At 53.3% G+C, this 20,839-nt stretch carries 18 protein-coding genes and 1 pseudogene; all 19 read right to left on the reverse strand.

Annotated features, from left to right (window positions below; all coding sequences use genetic code 11):
• On the reverse strand, positions 1-2,156 hold a 2,156-nt coding region (locus tag PGY33_RS11625; protein WP_270478765.1), incomplete at its 3' end, for an InlB B-repeat-containing protein.
• 301 nt (positions 2,157-2,457) lie between these two features.
• Positions 2,458-2,997, reverse strand: coding sequence for a recombinase family protein (locus tag PGY33_RS11630; protein WP_243022894.1), 540 nt, complete (start codon positions 2,995-2,997; stop codon positions 2,458-2,460).
• 245 nt (positions 2,998-3,242) lie between these two features.
• Positions 3,243-5,117 carry a C40 family peptidase gene (locus tag PGY33_RS11635; protein WP_243022893.1) on the reverse strand — a complete coding sequence of 625 codons (1,875 nt, stop codon included), beginning with the start codon at positions 5,115-5,117 and terminating at the stop codon, positions 3,243-3,245.
• Positions 5,114-7,444: a VirB4-like conjugal transfer ATPase, CD1110 family gene (locus PGY33_RS11640; protein ID WP_118479531.1), complete on the reverse strand. Its 2,331-nt coding sequence runs from the start codon at positions 7,442-7,444 to the stop codon at positions 5,114-5,116. The genes PGY33_RS11635 and PGY33_RS11640 overlap by 4 nt, the downstream gene beginning before the upstream one ends.
• Positions 7,441-7,791 (reverse strand): PrgI family protein, encoded by a 351-nt coding sequence (locus PGY33_RS11645; RefSeq protein ID WP_118479529.1) that lies wholly within the window; start codon positions 7,789-7,791, stop codon positions 7,441-7,443. Before PGY33_RS11645 ends, PGY33_RS11640 begins: the two co-directional genes overlap by 4 nt.
• A 47-nt stretch (positions 7,792-7,838) precedes the next feature.
• Positions 7,839-8,084, reverse strand: coding sequence for a hypothetical protein (locus PGY33_RS11650; RefSeq protein WP_117487783.1), 246 nt, complete (start codon positions 8,082-8,084; stop codon positions 7,839-7,841).
• Positions 8,085-8,199: 115 nt separating this feature from the next.
• Positions 8,200-9,042 carry a hypothetical protein gene (locus PGY33_RS11655; RefSeq protein WP_118479527.1) on the reverse strand — a complete coding sequence of 281 codons (843 nt, stop codon included), beginning with the start codon at positions 9,040-9,042 and terminating at the stop codon, positions 8,200-8,202.
• Between the two features lie 67 nt (positions 9,043-9,109).
• On the reverse strand, positions 9,110-9,376 hold the full coding sequence (locus PGY33_RS11660) for a glutamyl-tRNA amidotransferase (RefSeq protein WP_243038492.1): 267 nt from the start codon (positions 9,374-9,376) through the stop codon (positions 9,110-9,112).
• Complete coding sequence (locus PGY33_RS11665) at positions 9,321-10,007, reverse strand: type IV secretory system conjugative DNA transfer family protein (protein WP_270478780.1); 687 nt, start codon at positions 10,005-10,007, stop codon at positions 9,321-9,323. The genes PGY33_RS11660 and PGY33_RS11665 overlap by 56 nt, the downstream gene beginning before the upstream one ends.
• Before the next feature lie 189 nt (positions 10,008-10,196).
• Positions 10,197-11,204: pseudogene (locus PGY33_RS11670) on the reverse strand (type IV secretory system conjugative DNA transfer family protein); the annotation flags it as partial.
• Between the two features lie 3 nt (positions 11,205-11,207).
• Entirely contained in the window at positions 11,208-15,416 is a 4,209-nt protein-coding gene (locus PGY33_RS11675; RefSeq protein WP_330423319.1) for a SpaA isopeptide-forming pilin-related protein, read from the reverse strand.
• Positions 15,417-15,449: 33 nt separating this feature from the next.
• Positions 15,450-16,124: a thioester domain-containing protein gene (locus PGY33_RS14395; protein ID WP_330423318.1), complete on the reverse strand. Its 675-nt coding sequence runs from the start codon at positions 16,122-16,124 to the stop codon at positions 15,450-15,452.
• A 157-nt stretch (positions 16,125-16,281) separates the two neighbouring features.
• Positions 16,282-16,596: a type II toxin-antitoxin system RelE/ParE family toxin gene (locus tag PGY33_RS11680; protein ID WP_118479523.1), complete on the reverse strand. Its 315-nt coding sequence runs from the start codon at positions 16,594-16,596 to the stop codon at positions 16,282-16,284.
• A complete protein-coding gene (locus PGY33_RS11685) occupies positions 16,577-16,849 on the reverse strand; it encodes a type II toxin-antitoxin system Phd/YefM family antitoxin (protein WP_118479521.1) in 273 nt (90 codons plus the stop codon). Before PGY33_RS11685 ends, PGY33_RS11680 begins: the two co-directional genes overlap by 20 nt.
• A 76-nt stretch (positions 16,850-16,925) precedes the next feature.
• Entirely contained in the window at positions 16,926-17,750 is an 825-nt protein-coding gene (locus PGY33_RS11690) for a class D sortase (RefSeq protein ID WP_118479519.1), read from the reverse strand.
• Entirely contained in the window at positions 17,641-18,606 is a 966-nt protein-coding gene (locus PGY33_RS11695) for a cell wall anchor protein (RefSeq protein ID WP_118479517.1), read from the reverse strand. Before PGY33_RS11695 ends, PGY33_RS11690 begins: the two co-directional genes overlap by 110 nt.
• Positions 18,603-19,103: a PcfB family protein gene (locus PGY33_RS11700; protein WP_243038494.1), complete on the reverse strand. Its 501-nt coding sequence runs from the start codon at positions 19,101-19,103 to the stop codon at positions 18,603-18,605. The genes PGY33_RS11695 and PGY33_RS11700 overlap by 4 nt, the downstream gene beginning before the upstream one ends.
• Positions 18,994-20,373, reverse strand: coding sequence for a relaxase/mobilization nuclease domain-containing protein (locus tag PGY33_RS11705; protein WP_442865576.1), 1,380 nt, complete (start codon positions 20,371-20,373; stop codon positions 18,994-18,996). Before PGY33_RS11705 ends, PGY33_RS11700 begins: the two co-directional genes overlap by 110 nt.
• A 91-nt stretch (positions 20,374-20,464) precedes the next feature.
• Entirely contained in the window at positions 20,465-20,770 is a 306-nt protein-coding gene (locus tag PGY33_RS11710; protein ID WP_118479511.1) for a plasmid mobilization protein, read from the reverse strand.
• Positions 20,771-20,839: the final 69 nt, after the last annotated feature.

The raw sequence follows: 20,839 nt of genomic DNA on the forward strand, positions 1-20,839 counted from the left end.
CTGATCTTTTGAGTCAGTTCCTTATCCGCATACCAGCCGGTGAAGGTATAACTCTCGCGGGTCGGGGTCTTATCGAGCGTCACTTTCGTGCCGGAAGAATAGCGCTCATCCTTGTAAGCCGTGCCGCCGTTCGACTCATAGTGCAGCGTATAGCGGGTCGAATGATGGGATGAGGAACTGTTCTTTGCCCACTGTGCGGTATAAACGGCATTGTTCGTTACCGTTGCGGCTACGGACGGCTCCCAGCCGGTAAAGGTATATCCACTGCGGGTCGGCGTTCCGCCGGTGAAAGCCGGGGTGGGTGTTCCACGGCGCAGGTCGCTGGTCACCTCATCCGCAAAGCTGGCGCCGCCGATACCGTCTGTGTAGGTAACAGAATACTTTTGGATCGCTCCGTACAGAACAAGGCTCTTCGCCTGAGAAGAAGTTCCCGTTTTTGCCGTATAATCAGTATCTGTAATAATTTCCTTATGGTTGTGTGTAAAATGCGACAGATACGGCTCGGCATCTGCTACGCTATAGGTTTCTGTGCCATAAGTAATCGCACCGGGGGCAACAACTACTCTGCCGTCCAAGGATTCACTATCAAAAGAAGTCAACTCGTAATCGTTCATCGTATCCGATGCGCCGACCAAAGCTACAAAACGGTTGGTGGAAATTCCTCCGCTTGTATCAAAGCGGCAGCCGATACGAATATCGCCGCTGATGTTGGCTTTTGTGCCGTCAAGATAGAGGCTGCCATCCTGATAAACTGCGTTTCCGTAATAGCTTCGCTCCGAAGCATCATCATAGTGGGGGTATCCCTCAGTTGCCTTATTATTCTGAATGGTACCGCCCAGCAGATAAGCAGCGGCATTGGGATTTGCACCGCTGTTGCCGGAACGGATTGACAGACCTCCGCCATAACCGGCTTCATTCTCTCGGATGCTGCCTCCGGTCATAAACATCTGGTCGCCATGGGCAGAGAGATACACACCGCCACCGGCAGAGTTTGCTTTGTTGCCGGAAATCATGCCGCCGCTCATTGTAAGCGTGTCGGTATAATTCTGCGCATTATTGCCGAACAGGCAGATAGCGCCGCCATAGTTGCGGGCGATATTGTCCTTGATCTGAGCATTGCCAGACAACTGAATGCTGGTATTGCCATGCCAATAATTGTCGGCTGCATACGCCGAGACGGCACCACCGTAACCTGCCTTGTTGTTGGAGATCGTACCGCCAGACATGACAAATGTGTTCGTCAGGTTTCCTGTATTGGGTGTACCGATAATAGAAATCGCACCGCCAAAGGCGCTGACATCGCTGGTAGCCGCATTTCCACTGATCGTACCTCCACGCATGGTCAGTTTGGCAGGAGCGTCATAAGATGTAGCATAGTCTGCTCGGCAAGCGCGGATCATAATTGCGCCGCCGTGTGCGCTGGCGGAACGATCAACGCCGTTGATCTCGTAAATGTCACCAACGGCAGTATTGTTGCTGATCTCGCCACCGTTGATCGCCATTTCGCCACTGAGATAGACAGCACCACCCCATTCGGCAGAACAGCCGGTGATACTGGAACCATCCTCCATCGTCAGTTTGGCGCCGTTATCTACAACGATGCCGCCACCGCAGTCGCTGGTACCAGTCGTTTCATCCTGATTGATTGCTCGGCCATTGCGAACAGTCGCACCATCTGCAAGGATAAGCTGACTGCCAGGGCAAACACGCAGGCAGCGAATATCCTGGGCTTCTGCATCTACCGTCAGATTTCGCAGCGTAATATTCGTCTGTGTGCTTGTACCACTTTCGGCACCGATTTCAATCATATAGAGGTTATTGGTTGTGACACCATCCCAACTATATTTGATCGTAGGTGCAGCTTCTCCGGCATTACCCACCAGCGTGATTGACTTATCACCTGACAAGACGGTTTCACTCGGCAAAACTATGTCTGAAAGCAGGCAGATGGTATCTCCGTCAGCTGCCTTCGTAAATGCTGCACCAATTGTTTTTAGGGGTGCGCTCTCATCGCCGGCGGCTGAATCATCGCCGTTTTCGGATACATAGATAACTGTACCGCTGCTTGTACCGCTGCTTGTTCCGGGAGCCGCAGCAGCCAGCGCAGCAGTCGGAAGCATGGTCATGAGCAGACTTACTGTCAACAGCCATGACAATAATTTCGTTTTCACATCAAATGCTCCTTTACATATAGTAATACCTGCCAAGGCAATATCCTGACAGGTTTCTAATCTTGCGCGGCAGTTCTTTCGTCCGCCGCATTGATGCTGTGCTGTCCTCCTTCCGTGCAATGGCAGTTACAAGATGTCAAAAGGTGTACTTTTTTGTTAGTTGAGGTTTATATTGGGTAAGATATTATTTAATGGTAGTAATTCCTATGCAACAGTGCTATAATAGAGAAAAAATATAAGCAGTTGAGCTGCCAAAAAGTACACATTCTTGTAAAAAATACATTTCTTACGATAACTTGGCGTTTTGATAGATTTTTGCTCGATAACGAAATGTAGAGATCGGCATCCCACATTCTTTAGCTGCTGCGGTCCCGGTAATTTCACCGTGTTTCCAGCGTTGATAGACGGTGCGGAAATTAGGTGGCAATGGTTTTGGCACTCTTCCAAACCGTACACCTCTCGCTTTTGCAGCCGCGATACCTTCCGCTTGCCGCTGGCGGATATTAATACGTTCGTTTTCCGCAACAAAGGACAACACTTGTAATACGATATCGCTGAGGAAGGTTCCCATCAGATCCTTTCCTCGCCGGGTGTCTAGCAGTGGCATATCCAGCACGACAATATCAACGGCTTTCTCTTTCGTCAGAATACGCCATTGCTCCTGAATTTCGTTATAATTGCGTCCAAGTCGGTCAATGCTCTTGATGTAAAGCAAATCGTCTTTTTTCAGTCGCTTTATCAGTTTTTTGTAGCGCGGTCGTTCAAAATCCTTGCCGGATTGTTTATCAATAAAAATATTCTTTCTCGGCACTTGTAATTCGTTCATTGCGATAAGTTGCCTATCCTCATTTTGTTCCCGCGTGGAAACACGGACATATGCGTAGATTTCTGCGATGATTAACACTCCTTTTAACAGTTGATGTCACACTTGAAAATCAGAGAATCCTGGCAACTTTAGTATAACAGATGTTTCTGCGTCACAAATTGTTGACGAATCAGAGTAGTAAACCTCTTAAATGAGTAAATCCCGGTACGGTAGTTGCACCGTACCGGGATCTTTGTACTTTTTGATTAAAAACAATCCGGCCTGCCAATGCTCACAAATCCCTGCAAGCCTGTCAGCACCACATTATTCTGCGAGCTGGCGCAGTGGATGATAAGCGGATCGCCGTTGCTGTTCTTGCCGACGAACACGCCTACATGAGTATCGCCGGGGTAAAACACCAGATCACCCGGCTGTGCTTCGCTCCATGAGATGGGTTTGCAGTGGTCATGCTGGCTGGCTGCGCCGCCGCCGTGCCCAATCACATAGCTCAGCGAATTGTTGAATACCCAATCGACAAAACCGGAACAGTCCAGTCCATACGGGCGAACGGTTCCGGTCGTTCTGCTTCCGGCGGCAGTGACACGAGTTGGCGTTCCCCAACGGGCATCCCAGCCGATTGTGCTGCTTTTGCCGCCCCAAAAGTAATTCACTTTGCCGAGAAGTGAATATGCTTTTTCTACCACAGCACGCCGTCGCTCGGAAATGTCCTTGGGCATGGCGGCAAGCATGGCGCGGATCTGCGCTTCATCCAGCGTGACCTCGCCGCCGTAGGTGCCCACTAATTCTGCCAGCATTTGCGCGTACTCCGGTTTTAGCACTTCCTCCAAGGCTTCACGCTGGCTCTTAGTGAAGTTATAAAAATCCGGCATATCGGTTGCTTTTTTACTGGTGATGGTGATATGCAGGATGTTTTCTGTGCTATCTTTATGCTCAATGGTCTGCACATAGTAGCTGATGGTATTCATATCCCAGAACACCGTGCGGATAAGGTCGATACGCTCCTCGTCTATCGTCACGACATCGGTGGCATCGGCGTCCGCACCGGCGGTTTTGACCGCAAACACAGCAATGACATCCGTCCAGTTGCGGATGGTCAGGTCACTGCCGCCGTCCGGCTCCCGGTGGATCACCACGCTATCGGTCGGGTTCTCAACCTGTATCCGGCTGATTTCGGCGGCGAACTCGCTGTTGATGCGCGCTACCGCCTGCGGAACAGACTGTGCGTCGCTGTCGTTGCCCGACCAGAATACACCGAAGGGTGTCCCGATGACCGCCGCCGCACCGCCGATGAGCAGAATCAGAGCGATAAGCGCCCCGGCACCGCCCAGAAGTCCCACCGCCGCCCGCGCCACAGCTTGTCCGACGCGAATGACTGCATTTTTAAGCCATACAAAGCCTTTTGCGGCGCGTTTTGCCGTCTGTGCGGTCTTTTGTGCGGTTTCCTGCACGAACTGCTGCTGCATTTTCTCTTTTGTTTTCGTTGCGACCTGTGCCTGCGCTTTCGCCGCCGCCTGCTGACGCATGGACTGCGCTTGCCGCCCTGTGAACATCGGTTCACGGAGCGGCTTTTTCTCTTTCGGCGCTGTGGCGGATGATTTTCGTTGTTTTGGAGTACGATGCTGTCCGGTATACTTTGGTGTATCGCCATTGAGGGATGGTAATTCTACCTGCTGCTCCAGCGTTGCAATATCCGTCTGCACCTGTGCGGCTTCATGCTTTTCCATGATATCCGCAGTTTCTCGACAGCGTTCGGTCTGCTTCTTGGCCTGTGCCTGCCGGAATCTCTGCTTAGCATGGGTGACTTGCGGCGGTTCGGTTTGTACCGTTGCAGAGGGTGAAGCGCTGTTGTCTTTCGGCTCGGCGGCGCTGAACTTGCGGTCGAATTGCTTTTGCGCCAGCGCCTTGCCGGAGCGGAACGCCGTGCGGCTGCTGATCTCCGCCGCACGCTGTTCCTTGGTCTGAAACCGTTCCACCGGCTCTTGATAAGGTGAAGTCTGTTCTTCCTCCGGCGTATCATTCTTGTTCTTGAACTGCCGCCGAACAGCCTGTTTTGGCAGAAAGGCGGTGGTCTGCCGGGTCTGAATATCCCGGTTTTTCGGGCGTGTTCGTATCTCTTTCACAACAAGTCACCCGGCTTTGTCGTCATAAGGCGGTACAGCGCCGTGTTGCGTGGGAACTGGTTGATGAACGGCACTTTTGCGCCGCCGACTTTGATAAGGCCATGTCCCGACTCCGCATTACTGATATAGGAAAGCTGTTCTTCCGAAATGCGGAGCATTTTTACAAGCTCCTGCTGATCGGTGGGAGCCTGCGACAGCATGAGCAGGAACTCGGAGTTTGCCAGCATATTCTTTGCTGTGGGAGAACGCAGACAGTCGGTAACATTCTGTGTAATGCCGGTCGCGGCGGCGTTTTTCTTGCGGAAACGCTTCCAGCTTTCTTCGAGGAAGTTGCTGCTGTACTCATTGGCGAAGAACAGATAAATCTCATCAATGTAGATCCATGTGCGCCGTCCGCGCTTGTGGTTTTCAATGACACGGTTCAGAATCGCGTCCAGCATGACCAGCATACCCACGGTTTTTAGCTGACTGCCGAGGTCAAAAATATCGAACAGCATAATGCGGTTGCTCATATCCACATTGGTCTGATAGGCGAATACATCCAGTGTGCCATCTACGAACAATTCCAGTGCCAGCGCGATGGACTGGGCCTGCGGCTCCGGCTGGCGCAGCAGTTCCTCACGGAAGTCTTTCAGTGTAGGCGGATTGCGGTAATCTTTGATATACTCACGGTACACATTGCCTACGCACCGCCCGATGATAGAACGCTCTTTCGCGCCCACCGGCTCCGGCTTCATCAACTGCTCGCACAGGGACATGACAAACTGGCTTTTCAAAATCAGGGGATCGTCCGCTTTGCCTTCTTCCTCGCCGTAACCGCTGGTCATATCCATCGCGTTGATGTGGTTGGGACTGCCTGCTGAAATCTGCACGATTTCGCCGCCCAATGCCCGCACCAGCGGCGCATACTCGCGTTCCGGGTCAACGATGATAATATCATCGTCGGTAGAAAGCGCGATAGAGGTGATCTCCTCCTTGGCCGCAAAGGACTTGCCCGAACCGGACACGCCCAGAATGAAGCCGTTGCTGTTCAAAAGCTGTCGGCGGTCGCAGACGATCAGATTGCGGCTGGTGGCGTTCACACCGTAGTACACGCCACCGCGGTGTCGAATCTCCTGCGAGGAAAACGGCACCAGACCGGCGGCGCTCTCGGTGGTCAGTGTCCGCAAGGTGTCAATTCGCCGCAGACCGTAAGGCAAAACGGTGTTCAGCGCATCCTCCTGCTGGTAGGTCAGCACGCTCATTTCACAGTTCTTGCCGCCTGCAATGCTGCGGATGGTGTCGGTGTCAGCGTCAAGCTGTGCTTTGCTGTCCGCCACATGAACGAGGGTCATCACGCACAGAGTCATGCGCTGGTCGCGCATGGTCAGATCGTCCAGCATGGAACGCATCGTGTCCCGTGCATCGGTAAGCTGCATGGGCGGAATGGCGGAGAAATTGTTGTTCTGATTCTGCTTGTTCTGCCAACGGGTAATATCCGTTTCCACCGCAAGGGACTGGTTCTGTATCTCTTTCAGCGCCTTATCCGTGGGAATAGGCTGGATGTCGATGGACCAAATCAGATTGCGGTTGAGTTCGGTCAGTTCTTTTACAAAGCTGTCCTCCAAATAGGCCGGATAATCCTTGAGGAACAGTACGCGGCCCACTTTGCTGTCCGAAAGTTCAAAATAGTTAGAGTGAAACTGGATACTGTCCGGACAGATGGAGTCCTTGAACGAGTGTCCGCGCTTGGCCACAGTATCGAAATCAAAGCGGAACGAATCCTCCTCACCAATACGGAAAAAGTCATGCAGGATACCCAGCCGTTCCTTGTTGTCCAGTTCGTACAGCTTGGAGTTCAGCTTTTTCATGTTGGCGGACAGGTCGCTGCCCACACGGGCAAAGAAGCTGCGCGCCTCCTCAATGCTGCGGCGCTCCACGGAAACCGTGATGTACCGCTCCTGCACAATGCCGTTGCCCTCTGCGGCTTTGTCGAGCAGCATACGATTGTATTCCTTGCGGTAATCGTCGCGCCCGTCCTGCTTGGACGGCATGAGCATTTCTTTCTGAAATTCCAGCGGATTCAGCCGCTTGTTGATGATAGAGATTTTCGTGATCGCGTCCGTCGGCAACGCCTTTTCCAGCGCACAATACTGGATGAGCATTTCCTTTTTATCTTCCTCGTCCGCCACAGCATAGTTGATGTCGGTGAAGCGCCAGCAACGGCTGAATTTGCCGTCCACCTCCCAGATACCATCCCGGTGGATGCGGCGAATGGGAATGGACTGCTGGGCCGTTTTCGGCAGACGTACAGAAGCACGCTCTTTCTTTCGTCCGAATTTCTTCACTTGCGTTTCCTCGCTTTCTTTTCTGGAATGTGCAGAAGTTGGTCATACAGGTTTTCGCTCTTATACAGCCGCCGTCCGGCACACAGGATGTGGGTCTTGAACATCGCCCAAAGCAGCCGCTCAAAGGAAAGACCGTTGTATTTGAAAAATCCAGCGACCGCCAGCGGCGCGGCACAGAGCATACACAGCCAGCTTGCGTTTTCCTTTCCGATGGGGTCTTTGAGCAAAAAATAAGCTCCCACGGCAACTGCAACAGCGCCGAGGGAGCAGCCGAACTGCCGTGCAGACAGTCCGAAAAAGATGGATTCGTGATAATTTCGCACTTCACGATTGATACGGATTTCCATAGTCACCTCCAAGAAAAAGAGGAGTGCGTTTGCACTCCTCACAGGGTTTATTCGATTTGATGGTCACGGATTTTGCGGTAAAAGGTCACGAGCCAGCTTAGTGCCGTTACACCGAGAATGGCGAACAGGATACCATCCGCCAGCGACGTGTGGTGTGCCGCCCAGTCCAGCCAGACGGTGTTGCCGAGGATCACATAAACCAGCGCAGGCCCCAGCCTCAGCTTGATGAGCAGCTTGAACCACAACGGGAGCAGCAGAAAAAATAAGATGGGGAAAATAATTTGTCTGAACATGGTCAGCACCTCCTTGATGGTACCAGTGTAACGCAGTCTGGGGTTTTGTGCAAAAAATCAGCTTTGCTGTTCTGATAAAATCATAGTAAAACTTCTGTCCGAAAAAACGGACAATTTACAGTGCCATCATCTCTTTCACAATGCGGTCTGCGCCCTTTACCAGCCCTACGAGCACCAGCATATTGAAGATGGTTTCCGCCAGATAGCTCCACACCATCGTCACCGCCGAAGCGTCCGGGTCTGCGATACCCGGTGCGCCGCCGCCGGTAAAGGCGGCAAATATCATGCAGGCCAGTACAATGACTGCGCCCTCCATGCACACGCCGAGGTAACTTTTGATAAAGGTGCGTCCGGTATTCGAGGTCACATCGCCTGCAAAGGTGGACAGTGGGATAGGCGCAAGCGCCGTGTACATATAGAGCCGAAAGAAACGGCTGTACACGGTCATTATCATCACGAAAGACAGTGCCGTGATGAACACGCTGCCTAAAATCGTCACCAGCCACAGCGGGATACTCGCCAGAAAGCCTACCTCGTCAATGGCAGTCTTGATTTCCTCTGGGAGCGTCACAGACGCGCCTGTGAGATTGCCGAGATTGCCCGCTACCGCACTGACGATACCGCCGCAGATGGTAAACAGCGTGGTCATGATGTCCATGCCATAGGTCACGGCGGTTTTTGCTGCGACAAAGCGTATAAAGTATCGTAGCGCCTGTTCGGGTCTACAGAAGTCCTGAAAATTTGCCGTGCTGCGGAAAATACTGACGGCGAAAAACAGAATGAGCAGCCCGTAGCCGATAGCCTGTAATGCGGTGTTGATGTTCTGGCATATCGCCCAAATTGCACCGTTCTTGAAGTGCTGCGGCGTTTCGCTCACCAGCGACCATATCTCGGTCAGCTTGGAGTTCCATGTGGCAAATGCGCCCTCCAGATTTTCTACGATCCAGTTGTCGTCCAAGTTATCACCTCCAGAAAACAGCCGCCTGTTCCATGAAAAAACAGGCGGCTGTCACTATTTATATCGTTTACTTCAAGATCAGATCCAGAATTTCTTTCGCAAATGCAATCACCAGACCGCCGAAGAAAGTCAGAAAGCCGGTGCTGCGCTGAGAGGGGTCATGGGACTGCAAGCTCAGACCGATCTGCACCACACCCCAGCCCAGCAGGATCACGCCGATGGCTTTGATTGCGGAAAAGACAAAGGTGGACAGGTTGTTGATGGCGGTCAGCGGATCTTCACCTGCGGCGAAAGCGGGCGTACAGACGGCGTAGGCCAGCACGCAAGTCAGCACAGCGGCGAAGTAACGCCGTTTTGCCTTGCGCGTCCGGTCGATGGGGTTCAGAGTGGATTTCTTCTTCATGTTCAGTTTCCTCCAAGATTTCAAGATTTTCGATGTTGATCTCATGCGGCAGGTCATTCTGCTCATAGCTGGGAATGTCAAACTTCTTTTGATAGGGCGGCTTGCCGCCGTCAGCGGTCAAACGGTAGTTCGGATGCTTCTGAATAGGATATTTGTCGTCCATCACCGGGCGTTCACCGCGAATAAAGATAAGCGCCTTGCGGTTATCCAACATCCGCACCTCGTCCGGCATGAGCAGTTCGCGACCTGCGTTCTGATAATTGGTGCTGCTGGAGCCGCTGCGTCCCTTCGTCACGCCGCGCGTTCGGGTGTCGATGGTGGCCTTGCCCAGCAGCTTAGAAATGTATTCGTGGGTGCTGGCCTCGTTGCCGCCCAGATAGAGCAGTGTGTCGCAGTTGCCGGTCACATTCTCCCAGCTGTCCTTGAACAGCTTCTTGAGCTGCGCCATGTTCTGAATGACGATATTGATGGAGACATTTTCGCCGTTATTCCCGATGAGGATACCACTTTCAACTATCTTGTGGGTCTGATGTACTCGCAGGCGTTCCGCGAACTGTACCATGCCGCAGACAATAAATACGGCGGCAGACTGCCGGTTCCGGTGCGCGTGCTGATGGACGAGTTCGCCAATGTCGCACTGCCGGAGGACTTTGAGCGCGTGCTGGCAACCTGCCGCAGCCGTGAAATCTCGCTTGCGGTCGCCCAGTGTGCCGAGCGACAGGTCATCGCGGCTGGTCAGGTGCGCCATTTCTTCCGTGTTGAACGCCGCCAGTCGAGTGGATGCAGATACCAGAATGGATTTTGCGGTTTTCGGTCCGGCCTGCTTGAACACCTTCCAGTTCTTCACTGCGATGTGATCCTCGTCCACACGCTCTAAATCGTCGAACAGCAGATCCACCGGACTGCGGTAGCTTTCGTCCTCCTCACGAGCCTCGGCGTTGATGACCATGTACATCAGCGTGCCGAAGTTGCGCTCGCTTTCCGGTGCTTCGTGGAACAGGTACAAAATCAGCGCCGAAAGGAACGCTGTTTCCGCCTTGTCCCAGAACGGGTCAGAGGTTTGCGACTTCTGCGGTGTGGTGTTCTGGATCAGTGTGTTGATAAGCCGAAAGGCGTCAATATCCGTGTGCAGGTAGGCAAACGGGTTGTAGCAGTCGGACTGCTTCATGTCGATGAGGTTGAAAATCGTCACCTCGTAGCCCATCTTCTCCAGCAGACCGCCCACAGCGCGGTAGGTTTCGCCCTTTGGGTCACATACGATGTAGGAACATTCCGCCTGCATGAGATTAGGCTTGATGAAAAAGCGTGTCTTGCCTGCGCCGGAGCCGCCAATCACCAGAATGTTTGCGTTCACTTGATGCTGTGGCGGCAGTGCCCGGACATTCATGCTGATACGGATATGCTTGGAAATGAGCAGATAGCGGTCGTTCTTCTTGGTTCGGAAGTGGGCGCACACCTCTTTCGGACGCCCCCAGTAGGCAGAGCCGTGTTCCTCACCCGGTCGGCGGTTGCCTTTTTCGGAGTAGTACCACGCCACGGCAAAGCCATAGAACGCCAGCGCAATCAGCACAAATTTCTTTGTGTATGGCGTAATGTGGATGGAAAACGGGGCTTCCAATGCAGCGGAAAAGGCGTTCAGCCATTCAAACAGCCTAAGACCTTCACCACAGCACCCACCGCCCAGCAGTGCCAGCCAGACCACGAAAACGGCAAGCGCCGCCCAAAGCAGGACGGCGCTTCCGTTGGAATCGCGCTTCACGGCTTAGTAGCCGGTCTTAGGCAGAGTAGTAACACCCGGTTTGTAGACCGTTGTTACCCAGCGGTCTGTCGCCATGATCCACTGTCCGCCGTGCAGGCCGCCTACATCGGTGCGATTTGCAAACTGGTAACCGTTGTTCAGCCAGCTATTTGTCCAGCAGAGAATATAGGGTGCATCCACCTGTGCAAAGCCAGCCTTGACCGTGCCGAAAACAAACATGAAGTCGGTCACATACTCGTTGGAGGCCAGTCCCAGTGCCGCAGGCGAAGCGTCCAGCGAATAGTTCTTCATAGTGGATAGGTTGTCCGCCAGCGTGCGGTAGTCATGCAGATTGGTCTTGTAGACCACCTTATAACTGAGTTTCTGGTTCCATGTGCCGGTAATGATCTTGGTCAGACGCACCGCCGAAGTCGGCAGTGTGTCGCGCCAGTAGAAGCTGTTCAGCGGTACGGTGGAGTTGTTGGCGATGTTCTTGAAGTCGTAGCGGATGGTCTGGGACGGCGTGACCTGCTTGTAGCCGCGCTTGGTCACGGAAACATTAGTGTACACGCTCTGGTTCAGTACCTCCACGCGCACGATCTGGCCGGAGAATTCAATCTCCACCTCGATGGGCTGTGTGGTGGCGCTGTAAAATACCGGTGCTTTGGTTTCGCGGATGGTATAGCGTCCCAAAGGCAGGGTATCTGATTTCGCAACACCATTCTTATCAGTAACAACGGTATTTACCAAATCACCAGCACGATTATAAATTTCAAAGGTTGCACCGGGCAAAAAAGTTCCGGCCGCAAGCGCATTGAATGGGTTATCGTCTGCGGATTTCTTGGTGATTTGGATTTGTCCCATCGTGGGCGTGTTCTTCCATGTAATCGTAGAAGTCGCGCCATATTCCACATAAAAGGTGCGAACTGTGGTATCCAGCACATAACCGTCCGCCGCCTGGATTTCCCGCACCAGGTACTTTCCGTCCGTCAGCGTCTTGTCGATATAGACATAGCCGTTCTGGTCGGAGGTGCACTGGCCGATGGGGTTGCCCTTGCTGTCCGAAACGAGGAAGGTCACGCCGTAAATGCCCTTGCCGGTCACACTGTCGATCTTGTGGATGAGCATGGAGCTGGCCTGCGTGTTCTCTACGGTCAGCGAGGTCGTCTTTCCGGCTTTCACCTCAAAATTGTGGGGTGTCGTATCCAGCAGATAGCCCTTTGCAGCTTTGATCTCGGTGGCGGTGTACCAGCCGTCCGCAAGCTGCGGAAGCGTGATAACGCCGTTACTGTCCGTGGTATAAGTGCCGATGCGCTCGCCGTTCATCTTGGCGATCTCAAACTGCACACCCTTGATGCGCTTGCCGCTGTCCGCGTCCACCTTGATGATCTGGCCGCCGCCGATAGGCGTGTTGGTAAAGGTCAGTGTCTGCGTGTCGTTTCGGTCAACCTTGACGGTCTGCGAGGTGCTGTCCAGTACATAACCGTCCGGAGCCTTGATCTCCGTTACCACATAGGTATCTGGTTTGAGGTTGACCAACTTGATCTGGCCGTTGCTGTCCGTGGTGTAAATGCCGTTGGAAGTGACCGTGCCGCCGTAGTTTCCGACAAACGAACCATCTGAGGTCGTGATCTTGAACTGCGCGCCGGGAAGCGGCTGCTTGGTCACGCTGTCGATCTTGTCGATGATAAGATCGCCGTGTTTGCCGTTGGAAAACTCCACCGTCACCACATCCTGCTCCTTACCGGAGAGATAGACGGTCTGCGGCGTGTCGTCGATCTCATAGCCTGCGGGAGCTTTGGTTTCCTCTACGATGTAGGTCCCGGCTTTCAGCCCAGTGATCACGATAGTGCCGTTGGCCGAGGTAGTGTATTCTCCGATGACCGTGCCGCCGGTGCCGGAGGTTCCGCCCAGATAACGCACACGGAACTTCGCGCCTTGCAGCATGGCTCCGCTGTCCGCGTCCACCTTTTTGATGATGAGCGCCGAAAGCGGCGTGTTCTCAAAGGTCAGCGTCTTACCGGTGCCTGCCTGAATGAAACAGTCCTGCGTGGCCGGGTCTTTGATGGCGTAGCCAGCTGCCGGTTCCACTTCGGTCACACGATACCAGCCGTCGCGTAGCTTGGTGAGTTTGATCTGACCTTTTTCATCGGTGAAATAAGTGCCGAGGTCGTTCAACTCGCCGGTGAAACTGTTGTTGCTGGCATAGGTGATGTGGAACTTTGCGCTCTTGATAGGGTCTTTCGTGATGCTGTCCACCTTGTTGATGGTCAGCGTAGGCTTGGGATAATTGCGGAAACGCACCGTGCCGGTTTTGTTGGGAACGAGGGTGATGGTCTGGGGTTCGCTGTCCAGCAGATAACCATCCGGCACACTGGTTTCACGCACCACATACACACCGGGGTCAAGGGCTGTGAGCAGAGCCTCGCCGTTGGCGTCGGTCTTGACAGTGGTGAGCGTGCTGCTGTCCGCCTTGTTGACGGTAAAAGTTACACCAGAGAGCGGTGCGCCGGTCACAGCATCGGTTTTTACAATTTTGAGGTTGGGCTTCTTCTCGTTGTTCACCACCAGCGTGCTGTCCTTGCCGGGGAACAGTTCCACATGGTATTCCGTATCGTTCAGCACATAGCCGCTGGGCGCTGCGATCTCCTTGACTGAATACACGCCGGGTTCCAAATCAGAGATGGAGATGCGCCCGTTGGTGTCGGTCACGCGGTCGAGGTAGTGGCTGCCGTCCTCGATCTTTGCGATACGGAAAGTTGCACCGGCAAGATAGGTGTCGTTCTCCGCGTCGTATTTCACCACGGACAGGACCGGCTTTTCCGTGTTGGTGAACACGAAACGGGCGTTTTCTCCGGCATTGATCCGGATAACGCGCTTGTCATCATCCATCAGATAACCATTCGGCGCGGTGATCTCCTCCACGGTGTACGCGCCCGGCTCCAGCGTGGTCAGGTCGATCTCGCCGTTCTTGTCGGTCACATATTCCTTGGAGAAAGTGCCGCCTACCAGAGAAATGCGGAACTTGACATTGGCCAGCGGCTCCATCGTGCGGCTGTCCACCTTGATGATGTGGATACCGGGCTTGACAGTGTTGAAGAAAGTCAGCGTTTTTATACCGCCGCCTGCGGTCAGTTCGATCTGCTGCGGTGAGCTGTCCAGCACATAGCCTGCGCTGGTGGAAACCTCTTTCACCAGATAGGTTCCCGGCTGGAGGTCGGTCAGGCGGATCTGGCCCATCTCATCCGTGGAGAACGAGCCGATGAGGACAGTATCACGGTAAACTTCAAAGGTCACATCGGGCAGAACTTCATGGGTCTGCTCATCGTACTTGGTGATGGTAAGACCCGGCTTTGCCTGATTTTTCAGCACAAAGCTGGTTTCCGTGCCGGAAGTCACATTGACAGTGTAGGTCTGGTCGTCCTTGACATAGCCGCCGGGGGCAGACACCTCGCGCACCTGATATGCACCGGGCTTCAGCTTGTCGAAGTACACGCTGCCGTCGAGGTCGGTGGTGCCGGTCTGGGTGACGCCGCTTTCGATGTGCTTGATTTCCACAGTCGCACCGGCGAGAGAAGCGCCGCTGTCCGCGTCGATCTTGTCCACGCGCAGATTGCCGTAGGGTGCATTTTCAAAGGTGACAGTCGCGGTGTTGCCGTAGTCCACGGAAACGGTCTTGGTGGTTTCCATGCCCAGCAGGTGCCACTTGGGCGCTGCTTTCTCTGTAATGACATACTGGCCGGAGAGGGTCAGCGGAATAATGATCTTGCCGCTGGTATCCGTAACAAAACTGCCGAGGACAGTCCCATCCGGTGCCTTTACCTCGAAAGTTGCGCCGGAAAGGGGCGTATTCGTTCCGGTTTCTACCTTTTGGATGATAAGGGTCGTTTCTGTGGGTGTTTCCGGTTCGTCCGGGGTATCAGACGGCGTGGAAGAATAACGGCTGAAGGTAGACTGGCGAATTTCCGTCGTAGGATCGGTGTCGCACATATAGCGCTGGAGGGTGCCATACTTGCTGGTTTCCGCACACAGGGCATAGTAGATGGCGTACTTATAGACATTGGCGTGGAGCGACATCTGCACAGAGCCGGTCTGGTCGCTTACGCTGTCCTTGGGGTACAGCACCTTGAACTGACCTGCATAGCTGGCCACGTTGGACGAGGTCCTGATCTTGGTGATGTCGTTGTTGTTCATGTCTACGATGCGGGTGCCCTCCGGCACTTCATCAGGCATAGTGAAACCGATGTCGATGTCATAGTCGCAAACTCATGTTTCTGAATCCGCCGTAAATACCTGCTGCAAGTATTCCTTGCCGTCCACAGTGACGGGATAGGCCGAATCTTTATCGGCTGTCACCGTGATGGTAGGCTGCGGCACACGGTTCCACCAGATACCGTTTTTATAGATGTTCTTTGCAGCCGCGAGGATTTTCTCACCGCGCTCCTTTTCTGCACCGGACAGTGAAGGATTAAGTGTTAGCCGGTCAATACTCCAATCGTCTATCAGGTAGCACCAAAGCGCCATTTTTGTAGCGTAATAGGCTTGCTGCTTATTATCCAGCTTGAGTTCAGATAAACCTTTGTGCGGATAGCCGTTAGCAATGATACCCATGATTTTCGGATCGCTGCTGGCTTCGTTGGCGATGTACTTGATACTCTCGCCGGGATTTACCGATTGCGGTACGCCCTTTGTCGTAGGATTGATGCAGTAGGCCGGGATTTCCTTGATCGCGCCGCTAGCCGACTTAAAGTTGAAGTAAGTGTAGGACTGGGAACGGACAACGCCGTTCATGCTGAGGTAGGACATTTTATAGCCGCCGTTGGTGATATTTACCTCACCCAGCGCACCGCCGATGGTGTTGCTGGCGGCAGAAGCAAAGCCTGTGCAAAGGCTCAGCATAGTGGAGACACACAAAAGTATCGCTATCAGTCTTTTTCGCATAAAAACCTCCTGAAAAACAGCAGCAGCGCAAACCGTATTCAGGCTTGCGCTGCTGTGAAGTGGTTATTAGATTATTACATATCAATTAGATTTCGGTGCCTCTCCCCTTCCCTAATCGCAAAAAATCCGCCCTGAAAGTTCAGGACGGATCGGTAGACTATATCTGTTTGTCTAAATCTCTGCGGCTGTAAATGATACGGCGAATTTCCATTGTATCACCAATCACTACATAGAAAATAGTGTAGTTTTTCACAGAAATACGATAGTATGGGTACCTGCGCTCTTTAGCAGATGAATAAGGTTCAAATGCTTCTGCACAGGAAAGCCGCTCGTAAATCGCCGTTTCAACCGCATCAACGAAATTTTCTGCGGCGATTGGGTTTTGAAGATGAATGCTGATATAATCAACAATTTCATTCAGGTCATCTTCAAAAAGTGGCAGGATACGCAGTTTATAATACTTTTCTGCCATGAATACGACCTCTTACTCGTTTGAACACTTCATCGCCGGAGTAGCGAACATCGGTGGAATCTGCCATACGATCTGCTTCATCCAATTTCAGTTCTACTTCATCCGTGAGTGCAGAATACCGCTCAATGCTCATAACGACCATCGAACCATAACCGTTTTTGGTCAGATAAACAGGTTCACCGGTTTCCATGACGATTTTTTCGATTTCGGGAAATTTGTTTCTCAGATCGGAAACTGGTCTGATGTTGATCATAACACTACCTCCTCGCATGAAATTATTATATCACTCCTATCATTATATTATCAGTATTTTATCATGAAATCAACTGTTATTTCTGCCGCGCCTGCACACACCAGCGGTACTGCGGCTGGTTCATCACACAGGTCACCAGCGTTACCACATTATCCGTGGTTGGGTTCAGCACGCTCACATCGTTCACGAATACCTTTCGCACCGAGTACACCGAATAGGTTCTTGCGCCGAGTCGGGTCGTCAGTTTGATGGTATTGCCGTTTTTCAAGGTGTGGATCTTTCCGAAGTAGTTGCTGGAGCCGCGATTGTGTCCGGCAAACGCTACATTGCCGTCCCAGATAGAGGTTTCAGTAAAGTGTCCGGCACCTTTCCGCATGGCGGCATTGTCCGTGCCCTGATAGATTTTCGCACTCAGCCCAATGGCAGGCGCGGAGAGCGTGCCGAGGGAACCATCCTTGTAATACAGGCTGTTGGTCACAGCGGTATAGCCGCTGCTCCAAGTAGTGCCGCTGTTCGAGGGCGTTTCTGCGGCAGGCGGCATGACCGTAGCAGTGCCAGTAGTGCCGCTACTTGCCGTGCCGCTTTCCAGATACCCACCGGTCAGCAGATTGGGTGTCAGCCGCTCACCAGAACCGGGCATATCTGCCATCGGACTGCCAAATGCAGGCGGAATATAGGCGGCGTTCTTGCTCACATCGGTTTCGTAGATGTTCGAGCCGCCGACTACCGTCACCGGCTTCACGCTGGTCGGCTTGCCGAAGCTGCCTGCGGCTGCGTCCGCCTCGGTGTACTCAAGAGCCAACGCCGGGGTAGTGGTCAGAACGGTCGCTGTCAGAAGCGTCAGTCCCAGCAGTTTTGCCGTTCTCGGCAGAGGTGTAATCTGCGTCCAGAATTGTTTCATCATCGTGCTTTCCTTTCTTCCTGTTCTTGATTTTTGCTGCAGTAAAACCGGCAAGGCAGAGCAAAATCAGTCCGCCCGGAATGGCAAGATAGCGCCAGTCTATCTTCGGGGCTTCTTCGACTTCCACTTCCGGCACGACAAGCGGTGTGCCGTGGAACACCGCCACATACTGCACCTTATCCAGCGATACCTTTTCCACCTCGCCGCTGTATTGTGCGGTGACGGTATACCCAGTCACATTGCGACTGGACGCGGTTCCCGTGTAGGTTACGATAGCGGAGAAACGATCTCCGATGGCATCATCGTCCACATTTTCTGTGTTGTCGGTCTGCCAGTCCACCGTGGAGAAATTCAGCGTCCGCCCGTTCTCGGTCGTGGTCTTGGGGATGTACTCCAAATCCATGCTGCTGAGATTGGGATAGGTGCGGGTCGCGGATACCGTCCACGAATTGTTTTTGTATCCGGCAGGCTCTACGGTGATGGAACCGGTATCCAGCTTCAGCGTGCCGGTGAAGCCGTCCTCGGTGGTGACTGCCTTGGTATCCGCCAGAAGCGGCAGAATAGCGGTCAGTTCCTTGCTTTCGCTGCTGACCGTTACGGTTTCAGTGTATTCCTTGGCCTGCTGTTCGGGCAGTTCCTGCCGCAGCAGGTCGGTCAGCGTAAAAGAATAACCGTCCTGCTCAAAGCTCTGCTTTGCCTGCATGGACGGCTCTTGATCGACCGGCAGTTCGTAGGTTTTCCGCACCTCGAAAATACCGTTGTTCATACTGTAACTGACCTGCGACGGATATTCCGCCGCAAATGCGGTGGTGCTGAGAAGCAGCAGCACCACCAGAATGGTGATGGGTTTCTTCATCTCTCTTTATCCTTTCCGGGCCGAGGCGGCGTCTGCCGCGACTGCTGTTTGTGTTGCCGTATCCGGTCGATGATGGAGATTGGTTCACTCTCCATCATCTCTTGCGGCCAGCCAGTCCCGCGCTCTGCGGATCTGTTCTCTTGCGGAACACGGGACTCGACTTTTTTTAACGGCTCGTCCTCTGTCGGCTTTTTTTCCGGCGCGGCATAATGCAGACGCTCGAAAACACGGTTCAGCTTGGAAACATCCTCGGCTTTCGCCAGAATATCCACATGACCGCTGTCACTGGCGGTGTCCTTGATAACGCTAAACAGAATACCGTACTTTTTCGCTTCGCGTCGAAAGGCGGCTAAGTCCTGTTCTTTCAGGTCGAACACCCGCAGTTCCTTACCGCTGCGAAGCAGGGCGTTCATGTGTGTCTTGCCCCGCAGCTTCTGATTCTCGTTCGCCAGCGCCAGACACAGGGCCGCAAGGTTCTTGGCTCCCAGTGCGGCCAGCTTCGCCGCTGCTTCGGAGATTTGGATAGCCTCGCGCGTCATTTGCTCGGCGGTTTCGCTGCCGATACTCATGGTATCGCTCCTCCTTCTTGATATTTTTTACATCGTAAACATGGGTCTGCACCCGTTCCGCATCCGCTTCGATCTGCTGGCAGAGCCGCAGTTCTCGACGGAGCTGTTTAATCTGGGCGGTGCGCGTGCTGATCTCCAGCGACAGCACCTCTTTCTGTTCTTCATCGGCGTGCCTTCTTTCTTCGTAGAGTGGTTTTCGCTCCCGCACAGCGGTATCAAGCTGCACGGTGAGCAGATTCTTGGTGGATTGCAGTTCCTCGGCGGTTTCGATTCGGTAGTCTGCCAGAAACCTGTGCTGTGCCAGATATTTTTGAAATTGTATCGTGTCCTCCAGCAGATACCGGCTGACCTTTTGGGAACCGCGCCCTTTGGCTGCACCGCGCAGCAGATAAACATAGTGAAAATACAGCGCACGAAAACCATGTACCTTGGGGTGCTTCTTGAAACTGCCCTTGCAGGTGTAATGCCGTGTAACAGGTAACTGTTTGGGTCGGTTCCATGAACGCTGTGATAAAATCCGCTGCTCAATGGCGCTGTCGGTGTAATTTTCGCCCAGACTGTCCAGTCGGATGAACTTCTTGCCGTAGGGCGGCTTGACGGCGGTATGCTTTCGGTTGCCGCTGCGGACTTGATACCCGGCCATTTGCAATTCGTCCAGAAAAGTGGTGAAGTTCAAGGACTTGCCGATAATACCGTCAATGTCCCGGCGTATCTGCTCGCGGATGGTTGGATGTTTGAACTTGTCCGCCTGCCATTCCTGATGGCTTTTGCCTTTGCTTTTCGGCTCAATGACGGATAATCCATGCGCCCGGCACAGTTCATCGGAAATTTTCTGTATCTCCTGAAAGTAGGTTTTCATGTTGCAGCGCAGCTTCTTGCCGTCCAGAAAGGACACAGAATTGACTGCGATGTGGTTATGCAAGTGATGTTTATCCAGATGGGTGCCGATGACCACCTCAAACCGCTCACCGAACAGCCGTTTGGCAAACTCCACGCCGATGGTATGGGTCTGCTCTGGGGTCAACTCACCCGGCTTGAACGACTGAATGATGTGATAGCCTTGCACGCCGCCCGTCTTGTTGTAACGCCGTTTAGTGCGCTCCATATCACGGCTGGCGTTTTCCACGCTGCTGCAATTCAGACAGCTTTCAAACAATCGCTGCTCGGTCTTATCTGGGTTTACAGCGTAGTCGATCATGTCGTCCAGTGAGGTCTTCTGCTCATTGACGGCATATCGGACAGTTTGCTTAAAGTCTAGCCGAATCGCAAAAACTTTGGTAATGGCCATATCAGAATGATTTGAGCTTGTCCCAAATCTGCACCTGCATATCTGCGATGAGCCGGAGCGTTTCCTCCGTTACCGGCTCACCGGAGTTGGCACGCTTAGTGATCTGGTTAATGTTGTTCGCAATGCCGGAGGTCTGCCGCAGCAGCTCCGCCCATTCCTCTTTAGGCCGGGGCTGCATCTGCACGCCGAGGATCACATTGCGGACAAACGGCTCGATTTTCAATCCGGCCAGTTCCGCCTGCGCCAACAGGTGATCGCGCTCCGCGTCCGTTAGACGGACGGTGATTTTTCGTTCTCTGAGTTTCATTCGTTATTCCTCCAATTTAGGGTATTAGGGCACTCCCTAACAAGCGGCGCTGTTCGGTGACGAACGGCG

The organism is Butyricicoccus sp. AF18-9LB (assembly GCF_027684505.1).
In the GTDB taxonomy this organism is placed as follows: Bacteria; Bacillota; Clostridia; order Oscillospirales; family Butyricicoccaceae; genus Agathobaculum; species Agathobaculum butyriciproducens.

Bases quoted from the DNA above. Each gene is read 5' to 3' on its own strand.
- PGY33_RS11630 (WP_243022894.1), bottom strand. From the start codon at position 2,997: ATGAACGAATTACAAGTGCCGAGAAAGAATATTTTTATTGATAAACAA.
- PGY33_RS11645 (WP_118479529.1), bottom strand. From the start codon at position 7,791: ATGGAAATCCGTATCAATCGTGAAGTGCGAAATTATCACGAATCCATC.
- PGY33_RS11650 (WP_117487783.1), bottom strand. From the start codon at position 8,084: ATGTTCAGACAAATTATTTTCCCCATCTTATTTTTTCTGCTGCTCCCG.
- PGY33_RS11665 (WP_270478780.1), bottom strand. From the start codon at position 10,007: ATGGTACAGTTCGCGGAACGCCTGCGAGTACATCAGACCCACAAGATA.
- PGY33_RS11675 (WP_330423319.1), bottom strand. From the start codon at position 15,416: ATGCCTGATGAAGTGCCGGAGGGCACCCGCATCGTAGACATGAACAAC.
- PGY33_RS14395 (WP_330423318.1), bottom strand. From the start codon at position 16,124: ATGCGAAAAAGACTGATAGCGATACTTTTGTGTGTCTCCACTATGCTG.
- PGY33_RS11680 (WP_118479523.1), bottom strand. From the start codon at position 16,596: ATGGCAGAAAAGTATTATAAACTGCGTATCCTGCCACTTTTTGAAGAT.
- PGY33_RS11685 (WP_118479521.1), bottom strand. From the start codon at position 16,849: ATGATCAACATCAGACCAGTTTCCGATCTGAGAAACAAATTTCCCGAA.
- PGY33_RS11690 (WP_118479519.1), bottom strand. From the start codon at position 17,750: ATGAAACAATTCTGGACGCAGATTACACCTCTGCCGAGAACGGCAAAA.
- PGY33_RS11695 (WP_118479517.1), bottom strand. From the start codon at position 18,606: ATGAAGAAACCCATCACCATTCTGGTGGTGCTGCTGCTTCTCAGCACC.
- PGY33_RS11705 (WP_442865576.1), bottom strand. From the start codon at position 20,373: ATGATCGACTACGCTGTAAACCCAGATAAGACCGAGCAGCGATTGTTT.
- PGY33_RS11710 (WP_118479511.1), bottom strand. From the start codon at position 20,770: ATGAAACTCAGAGAACGAAAAATCACCGTCCGTCTAACGGACGCGGAG.